Raw genomic sequence first — 19,196 nt, 5'->3', positions numbered from 1 at the left:
AAGGGTATGACGGTCAGCGTCATTGCGGAGATTGGCGTCAATCACAATGGTGATCTTGCGTTGGCGCGGACCATGGTCCGGGCGGCAGCGGATTGTGGCGCCGATATTGTGAAATTTCAGGCCTTCACGGCCAGCAGTATTGCTTCTGCAGGCGCCGGTGCGGCGGCGTACCAGAAGCGCAATGCAAATACGGATACGCAGTTTGACCTGCTGCGCGGGCTTGAGCTGAGCCACGGGGATTTCGCTGAACTGGCAAAGGAATGCGCTTCATGCGGCGTGGAATTCCTTGCCACGCCGTTTGAAACGTCGTTGTTGCCGGGACTGATTGGGCTTGGCATGAAGCGCATCAAGGTGGCTTCGGGCGAGTTGACCAACGTCCCTGCTCTACGTGAATTTGCGGCCACCGGTTTGCCGATCATTCTTTCAACCGGAATGGCCACCCTGGATGAGGTTGGTGAGGCGGTCGCCGTGCTCCGGTCGGGTGGCGTCTCTGATCTGACCATACTGCACTGCACTTCGCAGTATCCTGCGCCGCCGGAGGCGATCAACCTCGCAGCCATGAATACCATGCGGACGAGGTTTGGCTGCCCGGTGGGCTATTCGGATCACAGTCTGGACGATCATATTTCGATCGCCGCAGTGGCCTTGGGCGCCACGGTGATTGAAAAACACTTCACGCTGGACCGGAACTTGCCCGGTCCCGATCACAAGGCCTCGCTCGAGCCGGCGGCATTCAAGGCCATGACCGCACGGATCAGGGAAACGGCCATCGCCATCGGCGATGGTGTGAAGCGGCCCCATGACAGCGAACTGGACACCAGACAATTGGTCCGGCGGAGCTGGCATGCCGCGCGTCCCATGCCGGCCGGCACGGTGCTGCAGTTGTCCGACATTGCGTTGAAGCGGCCGCTGGGCGGATTGTCGCCAAAGGCTGATCTTGTCGGGCGTCGGCTTGTGCGCGACATCGACGGCGACGTGCCGATTGTCGAGGCAGACCTGGCGTGACCCGGATTTTGAGCATCACGTCGGGGCGCGCCGATGTCGCCATACTGACCCCGGTTTGGCAGGCCCTGGCTGAGCGGCCCGGGATTGACCTTCACATCCTGGCGACGGGCATGCACATGATGCCGGGTGCGGAAGCGCCACCGATTCCGGCCGGCGCGGTGTTGCATCGGGCGGGTGCCGATCTGGGCGGCGGCGATGGCCTGATGGCTGCTGCGGGCATGGCCCGTTGCACCGAAGCCGCCGCAGCGGTTATTGCCGAGAATGCCATAGAGTGCCTGTTTCTGATCGGAGACAGGCTGGATATGCTGCCGGCAGCCTGCGCGTCGCTGTCGTTCAATCTGCCGGTGGCCCATCTGCATGGCGGCGAGCTTTCCTATGGTGCCGTCGATGACCGTGTTCGACATGCCATCAGCAAACTGGCGCATATCCATTTTACCAGTTCCGCCGATGCCGCAAGCCGGCTTGCGAACCTCGGAGAAGAGCCGTGGCGCATTCATGTCACGGGCGGCCCGGGCATCGATACCTTGCGCATGGCGCCTGCAGTCAGTCGTGTGGAATTTGCAAAAGCTTTGGATCTTCCTTTTTCCGGTGATTTTATTCTTGTGACGGTGCACCCGGAAACGAATAGCACCGATATGTCGGCCCCTATGCGAGCCGCGCTGGCGGCACTGGACAAGGCCGGTCGTCCGGCGCTTATCACCGCTCCGAATTCCGATCCACAAGGCCGGCATCTGCAGAAGATGATTGATGATTTTGTCCGTGATCGTCCCTGGGCTATCGCCAGATCGTCGCTTGGCGCACGTTATTACCCAAACGCTCTGCGGCATGCGGCCGCGATGCTTGGGAATTCCTCGTCGGGGCTGATTGAAGCCGGCTACTTCGGCCTGCCGGTCGTGAATGTCGGTTCGCGGCAGCAGGGCCGTCCTGCCGGAAAGAATGTGATATCGGTATCCAATGACCAGAATGACGTCTCTGCCGCCCTCGACAAAGCTTTGAGCATGCCGCGCATGGACGGCAGCAGCCTTTACGGCGACGGATATGCCGCGCCACGGATTGCCGAGATCCTTGCTGATCTGCCGGGCCCGGAGAAGCTTCTCGGTAAGCAGTTCTTCCATGGGGTTTCGCACTTTGTCGCGCCCTGGAAAAACTGATCGAATCAGCATGACGGACAACAGAATACCTGTCGCCATTGTCGGATTGGGGCGTGTTGCGTCACGGTTCGACGAAGAGCCGGGCCGGACAACGATCTGGACTCATGCTGGCGCCTATCTTGCGCGCCCCGACCAGTTCAAGATCGTCGGCGCCTGCGAACCGTTGGCAGAAAACGTCGCGGCGTTTCAGCAACGCTGCCCCGATGTGCCGGTCGCGGGCGACATTGATGCACTGTTTGATCTTTGCAAGCCGGCGCTGGTCAGCGTCTGTACACCCACGGATGGGCATTCTGCCGCGATACATCGTTCACTCGCCGAGCCATCCGTGCGGTTTATATGGTGTGAAAAGCCTCTGGCGGGGAATCTTGCCGAGGCGGAAGAAACGGTACAGCGCGCGGCGGAATGCAATGTCCGCATTCTGGTGTCGCATGCGCGGCGCTGGACCCCTTTGTGGAAAGCCGCGCGAGACCATATCCAGCAGGGAGATCTGGGCCAGATTCGGTGCATTCGCGTTGCGATGCCCAATCGCCTGCTCAGTATCGGTTCCCATGCAGTGGACCTTGCCATTATGCTTGGTGGCGACGTTTTGAGCGTCCACTCCATGGATATCCCGGGTCTTCACGAAGATGGCGAGCCGGCGGTGGCCGTCATGCTCGGATATCAGTCGGGCGCTTACGGCATAATCCAGGTGACTGGCCTGCGCGATGTCCTGATTGTCGAAGCCGAAGTTATCGGCGATAAGGCGCGGATGACGGTCCGTGAGGATCGCGGCGAGATCATTATTGAAAAGCTCACTCTGGATGAGCGTTATGCCGGCTATCGTCGCCTCGGAGGCGGGGAAGTCGAGCGGCACTCGACGCTGGGTGACATGTCGCCCTTCGTGGCAATTGCTGACGAGATTGCAGCTTTGTTTCCTGATGCGGTATTGCGGCCGACCTGCGATGCGGCAGCGGCGCTCGAAGTGCAGAAAGTGCTGCAGTCTATGGTGGCCAAAAGGATGATTGGCGATGGAAAATAGTGGGATTGATGAACTGGCCCTGTTCGGCGGCGAGCCGGTCCGCAAGGCAGCCTGGCTGGTCGAGCCAATGGTCGACCAGGATGAGGAAGATCTGGTCCTGGCCGCCGTTCGTGAAAAGAATTTCTCACGCTATATCGGCAGCACGGCGCCCGATATTGAAACGACCCTTCGGATGTCCAGCCGCCAGGCTGCGCAGGTTTCCGATTACTGGCATTTTCTCGGCGGCACAAATGTTCGCGCGTTTTCCGCGGAGTTCGCCGAGATGTTCGGGGTTGAATACGCCATCCCGGTGAATTCCGCCACGACGGGCATCAGTGTTGCTCTGGCTGCTGCGGGTGTTGGCCCCGGTGACGAAGTCATCGTCCCGGGCATGTCCTATACTGCAACGGCAAGCGCCGTTCTGCTATTCAACTCGATTCCGGTTTTTGTCGACGTCGATCCAATGACCTTCTGTATCGACCCGCAAGCCATCGAACGCGCCATCACGCCACGGACTCGGGCGATCCTGCCTGTGCATCTGACCGGCAATGTGGCCGATATGGGCGCCATTCTGGATATTGCCCGTCGTCACGGCCTCAAGGTGATCGAAGACGCCGCGCAGGCGATTGGTGCGACCTGGAACGGGCAGAAAGTCGGCGCGATTGGCGATGCCGGGATTTTCAGCTTCCAGCAGTCCAAGAATATCATGACCGGCGAAGGCGGCATGATCATCACTTCTGATCCTGAGATTGCGCGTCGCTGCCGCCTGATCATCAATCATGGCGAGGTGATTTTCGATGAGCGCCACACGGCCGAAGACGTCGCCAACATCATTGGCTGCAATTTCCGCATGCCGGAATTGTGTGCCGCTGTCGGCCGCGCCCAGCTGCGCAAGCTGGATCGCGTGAACGAGTGGCGCACCAGGAATGCCGATGTTCTATATTCTGAGCTGAAGGACCTGCCGGGCATCAAGGTTCCGTTGCCGCAGCGCTACGGCAACGGGCCGGCGCGCGATATTCCGCATCTTTTTGTCGCATTGTTCGATGCCGAGGAAATGGGGCTTTCGCGCGCGCAGTTCGTTGCGGCGCTGCGGGCGGAGGGTGTACCGGTGGGCACGGGCTATACCCGGCCGATGTACGCCAACCCGACCTTCCTGCTGAAGACCGCCTACGGCAATAACGGCTATCCTTGGACCGACTCAAGTGTCGAATACAGGATGGGTATGTGCCCGGTGGCCGAACGGCTGATGGATGAGCAGTTCCTGTGGTTCTATCACATCGCCCATGCCTCAACGGCGAGCGACATGCGGGATATCGGCGATGCCGTGCGCAAGATTATCCGGCATCGGGATCGTCTGGCTGAGACGGATCAGGCCCGTCTTGGTGAACTGGGGGCACGCGGACAGGGGCGTATCGGCACCGGGCCGGCGGTCCAGGCAAAGGCTGCGCGTTGATGAGATCGCTCGGCGTCATCTGTGCGCGTGGCTCTTCCAAACGGCTGCCGCGCAAGCATCTGCGTCCGCTGCTGGGGTTGCCGCTTGTCGCATGGATGTGCCGTGCGGCAGGGGCCAGCAGCCTGACCCGCGTGGTGATGACGACCGAGGATGCCGAAATCGCCGAGGTCGCCCGGACAAACGGCATTGACGTACCGTTCATTCGTGAAGCACATCTGGCGGAAGATTATGCCGCCGATTACGATATTCTCGTCGACGCACTGGATCGCTGCGAACGCGGGGGCGATCAGCCCTATGATGCTGTGGTCATGCTGCAACCGACCACACCGTTCACACTGCCGTCTGATATCGACGAATGCCTCTCCCGGCTGGTAGAGGATCCTGCCGTCGCTTGCTGTTTCTCCGCACGGCCGGTGACAGAACCGCCGGCCTGGATGTTCCGTCTGCGCGAAGACAACAGGGCTGTACGGTTTCTCGACGACACCCTCCCGGAATCTCACAAGCAGCTTCTGCCGAAGCTCTGGTTCCCCAGCGGTGCGGTTTATGCCGTGCGGGTCAGCGAATTCCGGCGTCAGCGTCAGGTTTACGCCGAGCCTCTGGCATTCAGCCCGATGGACAGCAGACGGGCGCTGGATATTGACGAAGAAACTGACCTGGTGGCCGCCGAGGCGATGGGGCGGCTGCAGAACTATTCTCCTGTTCCGATGAAGGAAGCCAGATGATGCATCATCAGCAGAACCAGCGCGGCGGCGCGCCGTTTCCGCATCTGCGATACTGCACGCGCTGCTGCATGCCGGAAACGAATGAAGGCATGGCCTTCGATGAGATGGGGATTTGCAAGGCCTGTCGGTCTTCGGAACAGAAGATGCGCATTGACTGGCATGCCCGCCAGGAGATGCTGCGCGGCATTCTGGACGAAGCCAAGAGCAAGGCGGGGGACAATTACGATTGCGTGGTGCCGATCTCGGGCGGCAAGGACTCGGCATTTCAGCTCTACCTGCTGGTGAAGGTCTTCGGGATGACGCCGCTGGCTGTGACCTTCAGCCACAACTGGTTCACGGAAACCGGCAAGCAGAACCTGGCAAATATCCTGGAGAAGCTGCAGGTCGATCACATGATGTATACGCCCAATCGCGGCTTGATTAACAAGCTGGCGCGGCGTTCGCTGCCTATGATCGGCGACTCATGCTGGCATTGCCATGCCGGCGTCTGGTCCTACCCGTTCCATGTGGCGACGAAATTCAAGATTCCGCTGATTATCTATGGAGAGTCGCCAGCAGAATTTTCCGGGCGCACCACGTATTGGGAGCAGGAAATCAAGGCCGACAAGGATTTCGTAAAGGTCGGCATGGCCAACTCGATCAAGGTGCCCGCCGACAAGATGGTGGGAGATGGAATCAGTCGCAAGGAGTTGAACCTGTTCTTCCCGCCGACTCCTGAGGAACTCGAGGCAGCCGGCATCTACGGTGTCTTCCTCGGTGATTTCGTTTTTTGGGACCATGAGCGCCAGACCGAATTTCTGGTCAAGGAATACGGCTGGAAAGAGGACAAGGTCGAAGGCTCGTACAAATGGTACAAGTCGGTCGAATGCAAGATGGCCGGCGTTCACGACTACTCCAAATACGTCAAGCGCGGCTTCGGGCGTGCCACCGACTTCGCCAGCCAGGATGTGCGTGCCGGGTTGCTGACCCGGGAAGAAGCCTTTGATATCGCCGCCGACGTGGATGCCAAGCGGCCGGAGACCCTCGATTATTACCTGAAGATCACCGGCTACAGCGAAGAAGAGTTCTACGAGATTCTAAAGTCGAAGCGTGAGGGTAAGGCGAAGTTTCTGCCATGAACAAGATAGAGCCCTCAGCCAATGTCGCGACTGTGTCGCCCATCCGCGCCAACAGTATTGCAGAACTGACGGCCAGTGAATTCCTGGCGGAACTGCGGAAAGGCAAGATTGCGGTTCAGGACTATGTCCAAGCCTGTCTTGACCGCATTGAGCAGCTTGAGCCGCAACTGAAAGCTTGGCATGTCTATGACCGTGCTGCCGCGTTAACGCGTGCGCGCCGGCTTGACGATAGCTTGCGTGGTAATCGCGAGATCGGCCGGATGACAGGTGTGCCACTGGCAGTGAAGGATATCTTTAATACCTATGATTTTCCAACTGGCATGGGTAGTGCGATCATCGATGGTTATACGCCGGGAAACGATGCGCGCGTAGTTAGCAACCTGCGCTTGGATGGGGGCATTGTTCTGGGCAAGACCGTTACCGCAGAGTTCGCGGTTCATGCTCCGGGTCCGACCCGCAATCCCTATGATCGGACCAGGACGCCCGGCACGTCTTCCAGTGGTTCCGCTGTCGCGGTAGCGACGCGCATGTGTCCTGCGGCGCTCGGCAGCCAGACTGCCGGTTCGATTATACGCCCGGCCAGTTACTGTGGCGTGATTGGCTACAAGCCTTCTTTCGGACTGATCCCGCGTACGGGCTCGTTGAAGACAACCGACACTCTAGACACTGTGGGATATCTGACCCGCTCTGTCGATGATGCCGAGTTGATGTTTGAATCGACCCGGATTAGTGGCCATAACTACCCCGTCACCGAAACCTCACTGCAGGCGCAACGGCGTGAGCCCCGGAATGGTCGCTGGCGTGTTGGTGTGGTTCGTGGCCCCAAGAGTCACTTTGAGGTACCGGCAGTACGACAAGCGATGCGTCAAGCGGCTGATCGCCTGGCCGCGGCCGGCTGCGATGTCTTCGATTTTGCCCTTCCGCCCGCCTTCGATGTGGTTCACGAACTGCATGAGACCATTTACCGACGTGCTCTTGCTTATTATTTCAAGAGCGAATGGCGGTCGCACGCTGATCTTTTCAGCCCTAGCATGAGGGAGATGATTGAGGGAGGACTCAGGCTGACACCGGAAGATTATCAAACCGCCATTGAGGAGCAGTCGGCCTTGCGCCAAGAGTTCGAGCATCAGCCAGATGACTTCGATGTGTTGATCCTGCCATCCACGGCGGATCAAGCGCCTCTCGGCCTTGAGGTGCCGGATCTGCCGGATCATTGCCTGATCTGGACATTCTTGGGCATGCCCGCATTGTCGCTGCCGGTGCTCAGCGGTTCCGACAATCTGCCGGTCGGCCTGCAGGTCGTGAGCCGCCGGTTTGCCGATTACAGACTGCTGGAATTTGCCCGCTTCGCCGAGCGTGTTCTTCCGGGCTTCCCCGCGTGAGCAAACATCCCGTCCTGATTGGGGCGCGCCTGCGCCTGGTCCGTTTCGGCGCCGGCGAAGTCTCGCCGCGATATCTCTCATGGCTGTCGGATCCGGTGGTCAATGAATGGTCGCGCCGTCGCGATATGCCGGCAGCCACGGCCGAAGAAGCGAAAGCCTATCTGTCTGGCTTGAAGGATGGAGAAGTGGTCCTGGGGCTGCATCATGCGGCCCATGGTCATATCGGCAATATCAAGTATGGGCCGGTGGATCAGGCAAACAGCCGCGCTGATATTTCGATCGTGATCGGCGAGCGCGCTGCCTGGAACCAAGGATTCGGCGGCGAGGCGATTTACCTGGTGTCGCGGTATCTGTTCGAGGAACTGGGGCTGAACCGTGTCGATGCCGGCAGTGCCAACCCCGCCTTCCTGCAGACCGTTGCCCGGTTGGGCTGGCTGGTGGAAGGCGCACAGAAGCAGCGGCTCAAGCTGGCTGGTCAATTTCACGACCTGACTCTGGTTGCGCAGTTGCGGACGGCATTTGTCCGTCGGCCGCAACTTGAAGCCGCGGATAGTGCCGGGTGGCTGGAATGATTTGCGTTTTCCTGAATAACAAGTTGATCAGTTGTGACAGCATTCTGCCTGTGGTGATGGAAGCCCATCGTCGCAGCGGGCAGTCGGCGCTATTCATCACTTTTGATTCATCCACCTATGCTGCGATCCGCCGGAATGTCGTGCTGTGGGATGCCATCCACAGCGTGGGGAGGTTGGTATTTTTGGGAGGCGGCAAGGGGGCGACGGTAAGGCGCCTATTCAACCGCCTGCGCGCGGTTTCGATGCTGGCCTGGATCGCCATGCTGGCACTCGTAGGACGGGCGCATTTCCTGCATTTCCGTGCCCTGAATGTGCCGCCGTTGTCTTGGCTGAGCCGGATCAACCCGAAGCGGACGTATTTCTGCGAAGGTGATTCTTATGGCGAAAATGAACTAATGCGCCGCATCATCGAGGTCGCCCATAAGCGGGGACGCAATCGGCAGCCGCCGCTGGCCGGGTCCTTGTTGGCATTCCAGGGTGAGTGGCCGTGGCTGCATCATCCGGAAGCGCTCGGGCTTCCGCGTTTCATTTTCGGCCCAACCCGGACCCGCAAGAGCTGGGTATCATATGTGCGCGGTGTAGCGCCGCGGTATCATGCCGAACTCTTCCGGGGATCGGATGTCGGCGAAGACGAAGGCACCATCGTCTTCATGCTGGGGTCGCTCGGTGCATTGGACTATATGCAAACCCCCGATGCCACGCGTCGGTTGTTCGTCGCCACACTGGCTGCGCTGGTGGATATCGCCGGCAACCGGCCAATCATTCTCAAGCCGCATGTCATCACCGACATGTCGATTGTCGAGGCTGAAGTCGCAAAAGGGCGTCAGCGCGGCGCACGGTTGTTCATCACGCATCTGCATCCGTCTGTTCTGGCGGTGCGGGCGCGGCTTTTCCTCGCGAACTACTACAGCACCACGCTCGCGGATGCATTCCATCTAAATGTGCCCACAGTAGAGTTCACTGCCTATTCCGAAAAGGCGCTGGAAGTCACCTCGGGAGGATCGATGCGTCCCGACTATGTGACGCATTTTATCAATGACGATGAGGCCGAATTCCGCCGGACAATAACCGCCCTGCTGGAACGGCCGAAGCAGCCGTTGCCCGACGGGATGGATGGCGATGCCAGCGGTATTCTGCAACGGCTGAGTGGTGTCGCGTTGCAGGAAGATTCGGCAGCGGAAGCGCGGCGACAGCATGCGGCCTCCAGTGCCACGGGGGCACGGCCGTGAGAGTTCTTGATCTGGATGGTGCAACCTGCGCCTCAACAGCCACGCTGCGCGAGGCCGTTGCTCGCATCAACACCTGCCCGCATCTGTTTCAGATTGTTGTTGATGAGGCTGGACACGTCTGCGGCGTGCTGACAGATGGCGATGTGCGCCGGGCACTGCTGCGCGATATCAGCCTGGACGCGCCGGTGACAGCCGCCATGAATGCGACGCCGAGGCTCGGCCGGTATGCCGATACCGAGGAAAACCTGCGCCAGATCGCTCGGCTGGAAGAGCGCACAGGATTCCTCCCTGTGGTCGACGATGCTGGCGTGCTGCGTCAGATTCTGCTGGCGGCACCTGGTGAGGCACAGATTACGACGGCACTGGTAATGGCGGGTGGCCGCGGCAGCCGTCTGGGTGAGCGGACGCGCGACACACCGAAGCCGCTACTGCCGATTGGTCAACGGCCGATCCTCGATCGCATCATGGAATCTCTGGAGAATGCCGGCATCAGTCGCATCCTCATATCGGTGCATTATCTGGCCGATCGGATCGAATCCTTCGTGGCGGCCCGGAATAACAGGGCCAAGGTTGATATTCTGCATGAAGAGGCGCCACTGGGAACGGCGGGTGCGCTGGCGTTGCTGCCGGGGGATGTCGGTGGCGACATCGTAGTTTTGAATGGCGATGTCGTGACACAGGTAGACTATCAGGCCTTTTTCGCTTTCCACAAGACGCATGGCCACGACGCAACTCTGGGTGTGGCGGTCCGGGATTTCGAAATTCCATTCGGCGTCATCCAGTATGATGAAGAGGGGCGCTTCCGGGGTATCAGTGAGAAACCCGTGGTGCGCCACTTTGTGAACAGCGGTATCTACCTTCTCGGTCCCCGTGTTTACCGCCTGCTGCCTCCAGGACAGAGTTGCGATATGCCCGATCTGCTGAACCAGGCGCATGGCCTAGGCATCCCTGTCGGCGTCTTCCCGGTGCATGAATACTGGCAGGATGTGGGGCGCCCGGCGGATCTTGAATCTGTGGACCGCCTGCTGAGCGAGGGCAGCAAGTGAAGCTTCTGCCATCCGACTCGGAGTTGACGCAGTGGCTGCAATCCTATCGTGCCGCCCAGAAATCCGGAGTGCTGGGCGCGAGGCGCGTGTTTGCTTCTGTGGCATTGACCGCTGCCAATGTGGTCAGTGAAGTCGCAGGGTTGGCTCTGATTTATCCGCTTCTCACCTATATGGAACGTCGCGGTGACCTTGCCGCGCTGGCTGCCGGTTCAAGATTCTGGCTCTATCTGATCGATGCCTTTTCGGTTGTTCATCTGTCGGTCAATTTCTTTACGCTCGCCGCCTGCGTCGTGGTGATGATTGTTCTCCGGCAAGTCTGTGCTGTGCTCAATATGAACCTCAGCAACCGGATCAGGGAAGAATTCACGGCTTCCCTGCGCAAGCGTCTCTTCACGTCTCTGATCGAGAGCCGGGCTACTTTCCTGAATAACTTGAGCAGCGGCGCTGTTACGGCCTGGTTCGGCCAAATGTCGCAGCAGGCTAGCATGGTGATCAACAACATGGTCACTGCGCTGACGCTCGGCACCGGGATGCTGATCTATCTTGCCGGTCTGATGTATGTTGCGCCGCTGATTACCTGCGCAATTCTGGCGATTGCCGGTGCTGGAATCTTTCTGTTCAATCGGACAATGCGCAAGGCGAAGTCGATCAGTCGGGATGTCGCCCGGGCCAATGAGTTGTTTTCTTCCAAGGCAACTGAGCGGCTACGATCCTGGCGCCTGATCAAGCTGGCGGGCAGTGACGGGCGTGAATCTGCCTATCTGTCTGAAGTCGCGAATGACATCCGCGATCTTAACATGCGTCATGTCAACCAAGTTGGGCGTCTGCAGCTGCTTGTGGTACCGTCGATTGTGACGTTACTGATGGTTGCAATTTATGTTGCGGACAGCGTTTTCCAGGTTTCTCTGGCTATCATTGTAATGTTCGCCGTTGCCGTCATTCGCCTAGCCCCGTTGGTCGATGGCAGTGTGCGCCTGCGACAGAATGCCTCTATCGCCAGCGCCAGTCTGGAGCGGTTGGATAAGGTTCTGGCCGATGCCAATGCTGCGCGGGAGCCGGCCGGTGGCAGCCGTGTATTTGCCGCGCCGCGCGATGCGATCACTTTCGAGAATGTCAGCTATAGTTATGATGGTAATGATGCGGCCGCGTTAAATGGTGTTAGCCTGCGGATTGAAGCAAATCGATTGACAGCAGTCATCGGCCGCTCGGGTGCCGGTAAATCCACTTTGATCGACATGCTGCCCCGGTTGATCATCCCCCAGCAAGGCATTATCCGGGTTGACGGGGTCGACCTTGCCGAATTCGACACATCATCGCTGCGGAAAGGCATTGCGTTCGTCAACCAGCATGCCTTGCTGTTTGACGATACGATGCGCAACAACCTGATCTATGCCAGTAAACAGACGGATGCTGCCCTCATTGAGAAGGCCTGCCGTCTGGCGCATGTGAGTGAATTCGTCGCAACATTGCCCGATGGTCTGGAGACCCGAGTTGGTGAGGGCGGGGCGCTGCTTTCCGGCGGCCAGCGCCAGCGTTTGATGCTGGCGCGGGCATTTCTGTCAGGCGCCGGTATCTTGATCATGGATGAACCAACCAGTGCGCTGGACTGGGAATCAGAAGCGATGATCCGTCAGGCCTTGCGCGACATCCGTGCAGAGGGGCAGACGACGATTATTGTGATCGCGCATCGCCCTTCCACCATTGCCGATGCAGATAGGGTTGTCGTCCTGCAGGGTGGTTGTGTCATTGAGGCGGGTTCGCCGGACGAATTGACTGCGCAAAACGGTTACTACAATCAGATGATCATGGCGGGCGGTGCGATTGCCGCCGTCGAGAATTGAGGAATTAGGAATGAGTAGCGATCTGTTTAATGAAAAATCCATACTGGTCACGGGCGGTACTGGGTCTTTCGGTCAGAAATTCGTCTCGACTGTTCTGCAGCGATACAAACCGCGCCGCCTGATTGTGTTCAGTCGCGATGAGCTCAAGCAGTACGAGATGGCGCAAAGCTTCTCCACTACCGATCACCCTAGCCTGCGCTATTTCATCGGCGATGTTCGAGATGCAGGGCGGCTTGAAATGGCCATGCGCGATGTGGATATCGTTGTCCACGCAGCGGCACTCAAGCATGTCACGGTCGCGGAGTATAATCCTTTCGAATGTATCCGTACAAATGTCATCGGTGCAGAAAACGTGGTCAATTCTGCGTTGAAGGCAGGAGTGCAGCGTGTCATTGCGCTCTCCACCGATAAAGCGGTCAACCCGGTCAACCTCTATGGTGCCAGCAAGCTGGCGTCGGACAAGATTTTTGTTGCCGCAAACAATCTGAGTGGGGGCACCGGCGCGCGTTTTTCTGTTGTACGTTATGGCAATGTGCTTGGTTCGCGCGGCAGCGTAGTACCCTTTTTCCGCAAGCTGATCGCGGAAGGCGCGACGTCCTTGCCGATCACTGATCCCAAGATGACGAGATTCTGGATCACTTTGGCTGCCGGTGTGGATTTCGTTCTTGCCCGCCTGGGCGATATGCAGGGTGGTGAGGTGTTCGTGCCGAAAGTGCTGAGCATGCGCATCACCGATTTGGCCGAAGCAATGGCGCCCGGCATGAAACAGCATGTTGTTGGCATCCGTCCGGGTGAGAAGCTGCACGAGATGCTGATTTCACGCGACGATGCTCGCATGAGTTGGGAGACGGACGACCGCTACCTCATTGAGCCGACGCTGAACCAGTTTACGCGCCGTGCCCTGGTGGGTGCCGAGTTCCACAAAGTGAAGTCGGATTTCGAATATGCCAGCGACAGTAACGAAGCATGGCTGAGCATTGATGAACTGCGCGCTCTTCTGAGCAGCATCTGATCTCCGATGCGCCTGCAGTCATGCCCCGCACTTCACACGAATCGCCTTCGACTGATCCCAGCCGGCAGCGACCACGTGTCGGAGCGCTATGCGGGTTGGCTAAACGACCCGGACGTGGTGCGTTACACGGAAGTTCGGCCGGGTGGACAGGACCTGGCCAGCGTAGGCAGATATGTGCAGGCTTGCCTGGATGATCCTTCAGCGGTGCTGTTCGCGATCGAATGCGATGGCTATGGCCATGTGGGTAATCTTCGTCTGGGCGGTATCAATCATCGGCACCTGCGGGCAACCGTGGCGCTGATCATTGGAGAAAAGACGGTCTGGGGTCGCGGTCTGGCCACAGATGCGATCGCTCTGGCGAGCGGGTTTGCATTTTCGGATCTTGGACTGATGAAGCTCAGTGCCGGGATTTACGCGACCAATCCGGCGAGCCGGAAGGCGTTCGAGAAGGCTGGATATATCTGCGAGGCGACTCTACAGAAGCATGCCTGGATCGATGGTGCCCCGGTCGATGTATGGGAAATGGCGAGATTCAAGAATGACTGATCGTGCCGCTGTGACGCCGGCCATGCTGCCTTACGGACGGCAGGATATCGATGAGGCCGATATTCAGGCGGTGGTTGCTGCGCTAAAGTCGGACTTTCTTACCACCGGCCCCACCATCCCGGCACTGGAAGCGGCCTTGTCCGCCCGGATGGATGGTGCCCATGTGGTTGTCTGCAGCAATGGTACCGCGGCGCTCCACATGATGAACTTGGCGCTGCCTTTGCAGCCGGGTGACGTCATGATCGTGCCGGCAGTCACTTTCCTGGCGACGGCCAATGCCGCGCGTTACGTGGAGGCCGAAGTCGAATTTGCCGATGTGGATCCCGCCACAGGGCTGATGACGGCGCAGACCATGGTGGATGCCGTGCATCGGGCCGAACGACGGTTCGGTAAGCGGCCCCGCGCGACAACCGTTGTGCATATGGGAGGGCAATGCGGGGACCTTCCTGGGCTGGCAGCCACAGCAGCAGCCGAGGGGCTGATCCTGATGGAAGATGCAGCCCATGCCGTCGGTACGCAGTATCGCGATGGCAATACCTGGCTGCCCGTCGGCGGCTGCCGCCACTCCCAGATGGCATCTTTTTCATTCCATCCCGTCAAGACAATGACGATGGGGGAAGGTGGCGCTGTTGCCACACGTGATCCGGCGCTGGCCAGGCGGCTCGCTGCAGCGCGCAATCACGGCATGTCCCGTGATCCGGCATACTGGGACCGGAGCAGCCCGGGGCTGACGACCGAAGGCGCCGCGCTGCCCTGGTATTACGAAATGCAGGAGCCGGGCTACAATTACCGCGCGACAGATCTGCAGGCTGCGCTCGGACTCAGCCAGCTGAAACGGCTGGACCAGTTTATCAGTCGTCGCAGCCATCTGGTGGCATTGTATCGCGAGGCTTTGGCGAACCTTGCTCCTGTCGTGCAGCCGGTTCATGCGCATGCGGATTGCCAGGCGGCATGGCATCTCTTCGTCGTGCGCATCGATTTCGCGGCACTAGGCATCAGCCGCGAGCAGGTTGTCCGGCAGTTGCAGGCGCGCGGTATTGGCACACAGGTCCACTATATCCCGCTTCATTGGCAGCCATATTACCGCAACAGGTATGGCGAGCTCAGCCTGCCGGGCGCGGAACGCCATTATGCTGAAGTTCTGTCGCTGCCGTTGTTCCCAGCCATGGCGGATGACGATGTCAAGCGGGTTATGACGGCCTTGCGTGAGATTATCGGTCGCGGATGATCGGGCACTGGGTTCTACGGGTCGCCTCCGACCCCCGCTGGGGGCGTGGGCATATGACGCGATGCCTTGTGTTGGCAGAGGCAATGCGGCTGGAGCAGCCCGGTGTCGATATTCGTTTCTATCTGGATGACAATACTCCTGAGGCTTGTGGGCAAGTGGAGGCTGCGGGCTTTCGCGTAGTCGATACTGGGCCTGGGCAGCTACGGTATGGGCTTATTTTCGATCATCCTGATGCCGGTGTTTCTGAGGCTCTTTTGCCCTCTGCAGGCGCCGTCGTGCGCATTGATGATGATCTTAGTGGATTTCCTGGCGCCGACTTGATCGTCCATCCGCATGCGGATACGGATCAGAAGGCGATTGGTGGCACCGAAGCGCTCTGCGGTGCAGACTATGCCCTTATCGATCGGATCTGGCGCGATGCTGCCGCAATGGATCAGGAACGGCCGGTAGAAGAAATCCTGATCGCGTTCGGTATGGTGGACAGCGTCAACGCCACCGGCGCCGTCCTTTCCACTATCCTGCGGGCTGCACCTGTGCCCTCCCGGATACATGTGGCGATGGGAAGTAGAGCGCCGCATCTGGCGGCGATCAAGGCTCAAGCGGTCAGGCATTCGGCTGTCAGTTTGCATGTGGAGGAGTTGGACCTGCGTGCGCTTGTGGCGAGAGCCAACATCCTGGTCGGCGCTGCCGGTGTAAGTCTGCTGGAACGATTGGCTGCCGGCACGGTGAACATGGTGGTCACCCAGAACCCGGTGCAGCTGCCATTGGCGCGTGCCCTTGCGGCTCGCGGAGCAGTTCTACTGGCGGGGGGTATGCCAGACTTTGATGCGGACGCCTTTATCACCGCCTTCGACGCACTCCGTGACCATGCTGGGCAGCGGAGGGCATTGGCAGCATCCGGGCGAAGCCTGATTGACGGCAAGGGTGCGGCGCGTGTAGCTGCCAGATTGCTGACCCTGACTGCACGTGAACCCGTATCGATGAAACGGAAACAGGCTTGATGAGTTTCTCTAAGTATAAAGTGGTATTTTGCGACAGCATTGAGGGCTTGCAGCAGGCTCGCGATCAGGGTTTACCACCAGATGCACTTATCCTGTCGTCATCACCCGCACTGCTGTCTGCTGAGCCAAAATCTGCCGATATTGAGGCGCGTATCCCTCGTGACAATGTAGACCGTTTCATCGCTGCGATTGGCGATATGACGGCAGTTCTGTTCCATGCCATGCGCGCGGAGCCAGCTTTAGCCGATGTGGCGATCGCCGGCGGTTATGCCGTCTTCATGGAACATATGGCGCTCCATAAGGCCTTGTTGTTGCAGAATGAAGATTTCAGTGAGCCGCGGCTGATCATCGTCCCCCGGACCGGGGATCCCAAGCTCGACCGCGTGCTTTTGCCGTTCTGGCCCGAATTCCTGGGCGCCGCCTCCAGCGCCACAGTATTTACGACGACGGTTGAACCGCCGTCATTCGGGACATCACAGGGCGGCAGCCCGCCCCCACTGGTATGGCGATTGCTGAACATGCGTCCAGATCGTCTTGCCTTCCATATTCTGGCAACGATCGGTCGCCGGTTGCCGCGCTTGGGCGCGAAGCCGGATGTTCTCGTGATGCGCGACAGCAACGAGTTGATCAAAGATACGGCGCTGGCCCTGGCATTGCGCGGCCACCGCCTGATTCGTATCGAAGCAAGCTCGATCCCTCTGGACAATTTGCCCGAATCATCGGCCGCCCGATTGCAGGACTTGCTGGAGCAGTCCTTCCGGCAGGCCTTCGGTGACCTGTTTTGTACAGCGGTCGAACCATTTCTACTCAAGCGCTTGAATGCAGCCGTGCAGAAGGAAGTCGCCGCGGCACGGGGGGCGTATCGGATCTGGAGTAATCGACTGTCCAATCATGCCCGGAAGAAGGACGGAAGATGTAGTGCCGTTCTTCTGCATGGGGCCCCCAAGGCGGGCGGTGCCGTAGGCCTGCATGCCGCATTACAAGAACTCGGCATTCCGATGTTCGGCTTCCAGCATGGCGTGCGACGCGAGATCGCGGATTGGCCTCTCGATGTCCGTGTGCTCAACGAGAATAACTACGCTGACATGCTGATGTGCTACAACAGCGCCGGCGCGCGCTATAGCACGGAAAGTCCGTTCGCAGTCGCTCCGGCCGAAGTGATCGGCATGCCGCTAGATTACAAGATCAGTAGCCGTAACTTTGTGAAACCGGCCCCGCAGCCACTGCTCTATGCTTCGACCCTGCTGTACCGAGGTGTACGGCAGATATCGAATACATCTATGACCGATTATCAGCGCGCGGAGCGCGAGAAGATCGTGATCCGTGACGTTTTCGGCAAGCTGCCGCACCGCCTGCGATACAAGCCCTATCCGTCATTCCGTTATGCGGATACAGACCCGCTCATCCAGGTTGCCGCCAACGCGCCGAACATAGATGTGTTTACGGCGGAAAAAGATATGCGCTACATAGTGCGAGAACATCGCGTTGCGATTACGACGGGGGCGACCAGCACGGTCGGCTGGTGTGCGCTGTCAGGTATTCCGCTGGTTTTCATCGATGATCCTGATGTGCAGCCCCTGAATGCGCGGGCACGGCGCTTGTTTTCCGATGCTTTCTTTCTGTTTAACGCGCGGGATGAGGACTTCCACACCGCGCTACGCGATTTTCTATCGCAGCCGATTGAGGCGATTGAGGCAGCTGCCCAGGAAAAATCTGCGGCACGCGAGCAGGTGACGCGGGAACTGTTTGGTTTGACTGATGGTCATCCTGGCGCTGCCGCGCGGAGTATCATTGAGCGATATCTGGGAGAGGCGCGTGGTCATTTGGTCGGCGCGGAAGGAAGTCTGAAATGAACAGCGGATTTGGTGAGACCATGCGGTCCGACATGCAGTTCGGCTCACGTCGCATCGGCATTGATCGGCCGACCCTGATCATCGCTGAAGTCGGGATCAATCATGAGGGTGATCGACAGGAATGCTTGCGTTTGATTGAAGCTGCAGCGCGCGCCGGTGCCGATGCCGTCAAACTGCAAACGGCCGATCCGGATGAAAATTACGTTCCTGGGACTCTGTCATATGACCTCTTCCGTTCGGCATTCCTGGGACCGGAGGGAACTGCCGAGGCCTTCGCATGCGCTCGCGCGCTTGGAGTTGAGGTATTTACCACGACCGGCATGTTCACGTTCGACTGGATCGAACGTCTCTCACCTGCCGGCTACAAAATATCGTCGTCGACGCTGGGGCATTTTCCGCTGATCCGCCGGGCTGCGCAGACAGGACGTCCGCTTATCATGTCAACTGGGATGGCTGAGCACGCCGATATTGCAGCGAGCGTGACCTGGGCCAGGCAGAATGGCGCTCGCGACCTCGCATTGTTGCAATGCACATCGCTTTACCCCTGTCCTCTGGAAAAGCTCGATCTTGGCGCGATACAGGATATAGCGACGCGCTACGAGTGTCTGGCTGGCTTTTCGGATCATTCCCTCGGCGACGGCGCGGCGTCTCTTGCCGTTGCGGCGGGAGCAAGAATCATAGAGAAGCATTTCAGCCTGGATCCAAGCAGGCCCTCATACGATCACGCCATATCGCTCGATCCGGACGGATTCCGCAGTATGGTGGATAAGGTGCGGGCGGCGGAATCTGCATTAGGTTCGCGGGTAAAGCGATTACTCCCTGACGCGGCGGTTGTCGCGAAAAATATGAAACGGTATCTTGTCGCCCGTCGCGAGCTGAAAGCCGGAGACGTGCTGCGGGAGGCGGATATTGGAGTGATGCGACTTGCGCCTGACGAGGTTGGCCTTCCTCCGGCACGATATGACACGCTTGTCGGCGCTCGACTGCGGAATGATGTTGCGCTGTGGAGTCCGCTGCGCGCCGAAGATATCCAAAATTAA

General features: G+C 59.1%; 17 protein-coding genes. All 17 read left to right on the top strand.

From position 1 onward, the window contains the following. Positions 1 to 6 precede the first annotated feature (6 nt). The 17 genes from neuB (at position 7) to AC1ROT_RS06995 (ending at position 19,196) form a co-directional block, all read left to right on the top strand. Positions 7 to 1,005 carry an N-acetylneuraminate synthase gene (gene neuB / locus AC1ROT_RS07075; RefSeq protein WP_492998010.1) on the top strand — a complete coding sequence of 333 codons (999 nt, stop codon included), beginning with the start codon at positions 7 to 9 and terminating at the stop codon, positions 1,003 to 1,005. Then, positions 1,002 to 2,156: a UDP-N-acetylglucosamine 2-epimerase gene (neuC, locus tag AC1ROT_RS07070; RefSeq protein ID WP_492998008.1), complete on the top strand. Its 1,155-nt coding sequence runs from the start codon at positions 1,002 to 1,004 to the stop codon at positions 2,154 to 2,156. Before neuB ends, neuC begins: the two co-directional genes overlap by 4 nt. Continuing rightward, positions 2,119 to 3,174, top strand: coding sequence for a Gfo/Idh/MocA family protein (locus AC1ROT_RS07065; protein WP_492998007.1), 1,056 nt, complete (start codon positions 2,119 to 2,121; stop codon positions 3,172 to 3,174). Before neuC ends, AC1ROT_RS07065 begins: the two co-directional genes overlap by 38 nt. Further along, entirely contained in the window at positions 3,164 to 4,606 is a 1,443-nt protein-coding gene (locus tag AC1ROT_RS07060) for a DegT/DnrJ/EryC1/StrS family aminotransferase (RefSeq protein ID WP_492998006.1), read from the top strand. The genes AC1ROT_RS07065 and AC1ROT_RS07060 overlap by 11 nt, the downstream gene beginning before the upstream one ends. Next, positions 4,606 to 5,328, top strand: a complete 723-nt coding sequence (locus AC1ROT_RS07055) for an acylneuraminate cytidylyltransferase family protein (RefSeq protein WP_492998004.1) — start codon at positions 4,606 to 4,608, stop codon at positions 5,326 to 5,328. Before AC1ROT_RS07060 ends, AC1ROT_RS07055 begins: the two co-directional genes overlap by 1 nt. Further along, positions 5,325 to 6,446 (top strand): N-acetyl sugar amidotransferase, encoded by a 1,122-nt coding sequence (locus AC1ROT_RS07050; RefSeq protein ID WP_492998003.1) that lies wholly within the window; start codon positions 5,325 to 5,327, stop codon positions 6,444 to 6,446. Before AC1ROT_RS07055 ends, AC1ROT_RS07050 begins: the two co-directional genes overlap by 4 nt. Then, complete coding sequence (locus AC1ROT_RS07045; protein ID WP_492998001.1) at positions 6,443 to 7,828, top strand: amidase; 1,386 nt, start codon at positions 6,443 to 6,445, stop codon at positions 7,826 to 7,828. The genes AC1ROT_RS07050 and AC1ROT_RS07045 overlap by 4 nt, the downstream gene beginning before the upstream one ends. Next, complete coding sequence (locus AC1ROT_RS07040) at positions 7,825 to 8,400, top strand: GNAT family N-acetyltransferase (protein ID WP_492997999.1); 576 nt, start codon at positions 7,825 to 7,827, stop codon at positions 8,398 to 8,400. Before AC1ROT_RS07045 ends, AC1ROT_RS07040 begins: the two co-directional genes overlap by 4 nt. After that, positions 8,397 to 9,629 carry a hypothetical protein gene (locus tag AC1ROT_RS07035; RefSeq protein WP_492997997.1) on the top strand — a complete coding sequence of 411 codons (1,233 nt, stop codon included), beginning with the start codon at positions 8,397 to 8,399 and terminating at the stop codon, positions 9,627 to 9,629. Before AC1ROT_RS07040 ends, AC1ROT_RS07035 begins: the two co-directional genes overlap by 4 nt. After that, the gene (locus AC1ROT_RS07030; RefSeq protein ID WP_492997995.1) at positions 9,626 to 10,675 is read left to right on the top strand and encodes a sugar phosphate nucleotidyltransferase; all 1,050 of its coding nucleotides are present in this window, start codon (positions 9,626 to 9,628) and stop codon (positions 10,673 to 10,675) included. The genes AC1ROT_RS07035 and AC1ROT_RS07030 overlap by 4 nt, the downstream gene beginning before the upstream one ends. Beyond that, entirely contained in the window at positions 10,672 to 12,516 is a 1,845-nt protein-coding gene (locus tag AC1ROT_RS07025; protein ID WP_492997994.1) for an ABC transporter ATP-binding protein, read from the top strand. The genes AC1ROT_RS07030 and AC1ROT_RS07025 overlap by 4 nt, the downstream gene beginning before the upstream one ends. 10 nt (positions 12,517 to 12,526) lie before the next feature. Further along, a complete protein-coding gene (pseB, locus tag AC1ROT_RS07020) occupies positions 12,527 to 13,528 on the top strand; it encodes a UDP-N-acetylglucosamine 4,6-dehydratase (inverting) (protein WP_492997993.1) in 1,002 nt (333 codons plus the stop codon). 6 nt (positions 13,529 to 13,534) lie between these two features. Further along, the gene (locus AC1ROT_RS07015) at positions 13,535 to 14,074 is read left to right on the top strand and encodes a GNAT family N-acetyltransferase (protein ID WP_492997991.1); all 540 of its coding nucleotides are present in this window, start codon (positions 13,535 to 13,537) and stop codon (positions 14,072 to 14,074) included. Next, positions 14,067 to 15,302 carry a UDP-4-amino-4,6-dideoxy-N-acetyl-beta-L-altrosamine transaminase gene (gene pseC, locus AC1ROT_RS07010; RefSeq protein WP_492997990.1) on the top strand — a complete coding sequence of 412 codons (1,236 nt, stop codon included), beginning with the start codon at positions 14,067 to 14,069 and terminating at the stop codon, positions 15,300 to 15,302. The genes AC1ROT_RS07015 and pseC overlap by 8 nt, the downstream gene beginning before the upstream one ends. Before the next feature lie 83 nt (positions 15,303 to 15,385). Next, on the top strand, positions 15,386 to 16,303 hold the full coding sequence (locus AC1ROT_RS07005) for a hypothetical protein (RefSeq protein ID WP_492997988.1): 918 nt from the start codon (positions 15,386 to 15,388) through the stop codon (positions 16,301 to 16,303). After that, positions 16,303 to 18,156, top strand: a complete 1,854-nt coding sequence (locus AC1ROT_RS07000) for a hypothetical protein (protein WP_492997986.1) — start codon at positions 16,303 to 16,305, stop codon at positions 18,154 to 18,156. The genes AC1ROT_RS07005 and AC1ROT_RS07000 overlap by 1 nt, the downstream gene beginning before the upstream one ends. Continuing rightward, entirely contained in the window at positions 18,153 to 19,196 is a 1,044-nt protein-coding gene (locus tag AC1ROT_RS06995; protein ID WP_492997985.1) for an N-acetylneuraminate synthase family protein, read from the top strand. The genes AC1ROT_RS07000 and AC1ROT_RS06995 overlap by 4 nt, the downstream gene beginning before the upstream one ends.

It is taken from the genome of Ferrovibrio sp. GW821-FHT12E11, from assembly GCF_058806975.1.
This window is presented reverse-complemented; position numbering and strand designations above follow the sequence as displayed.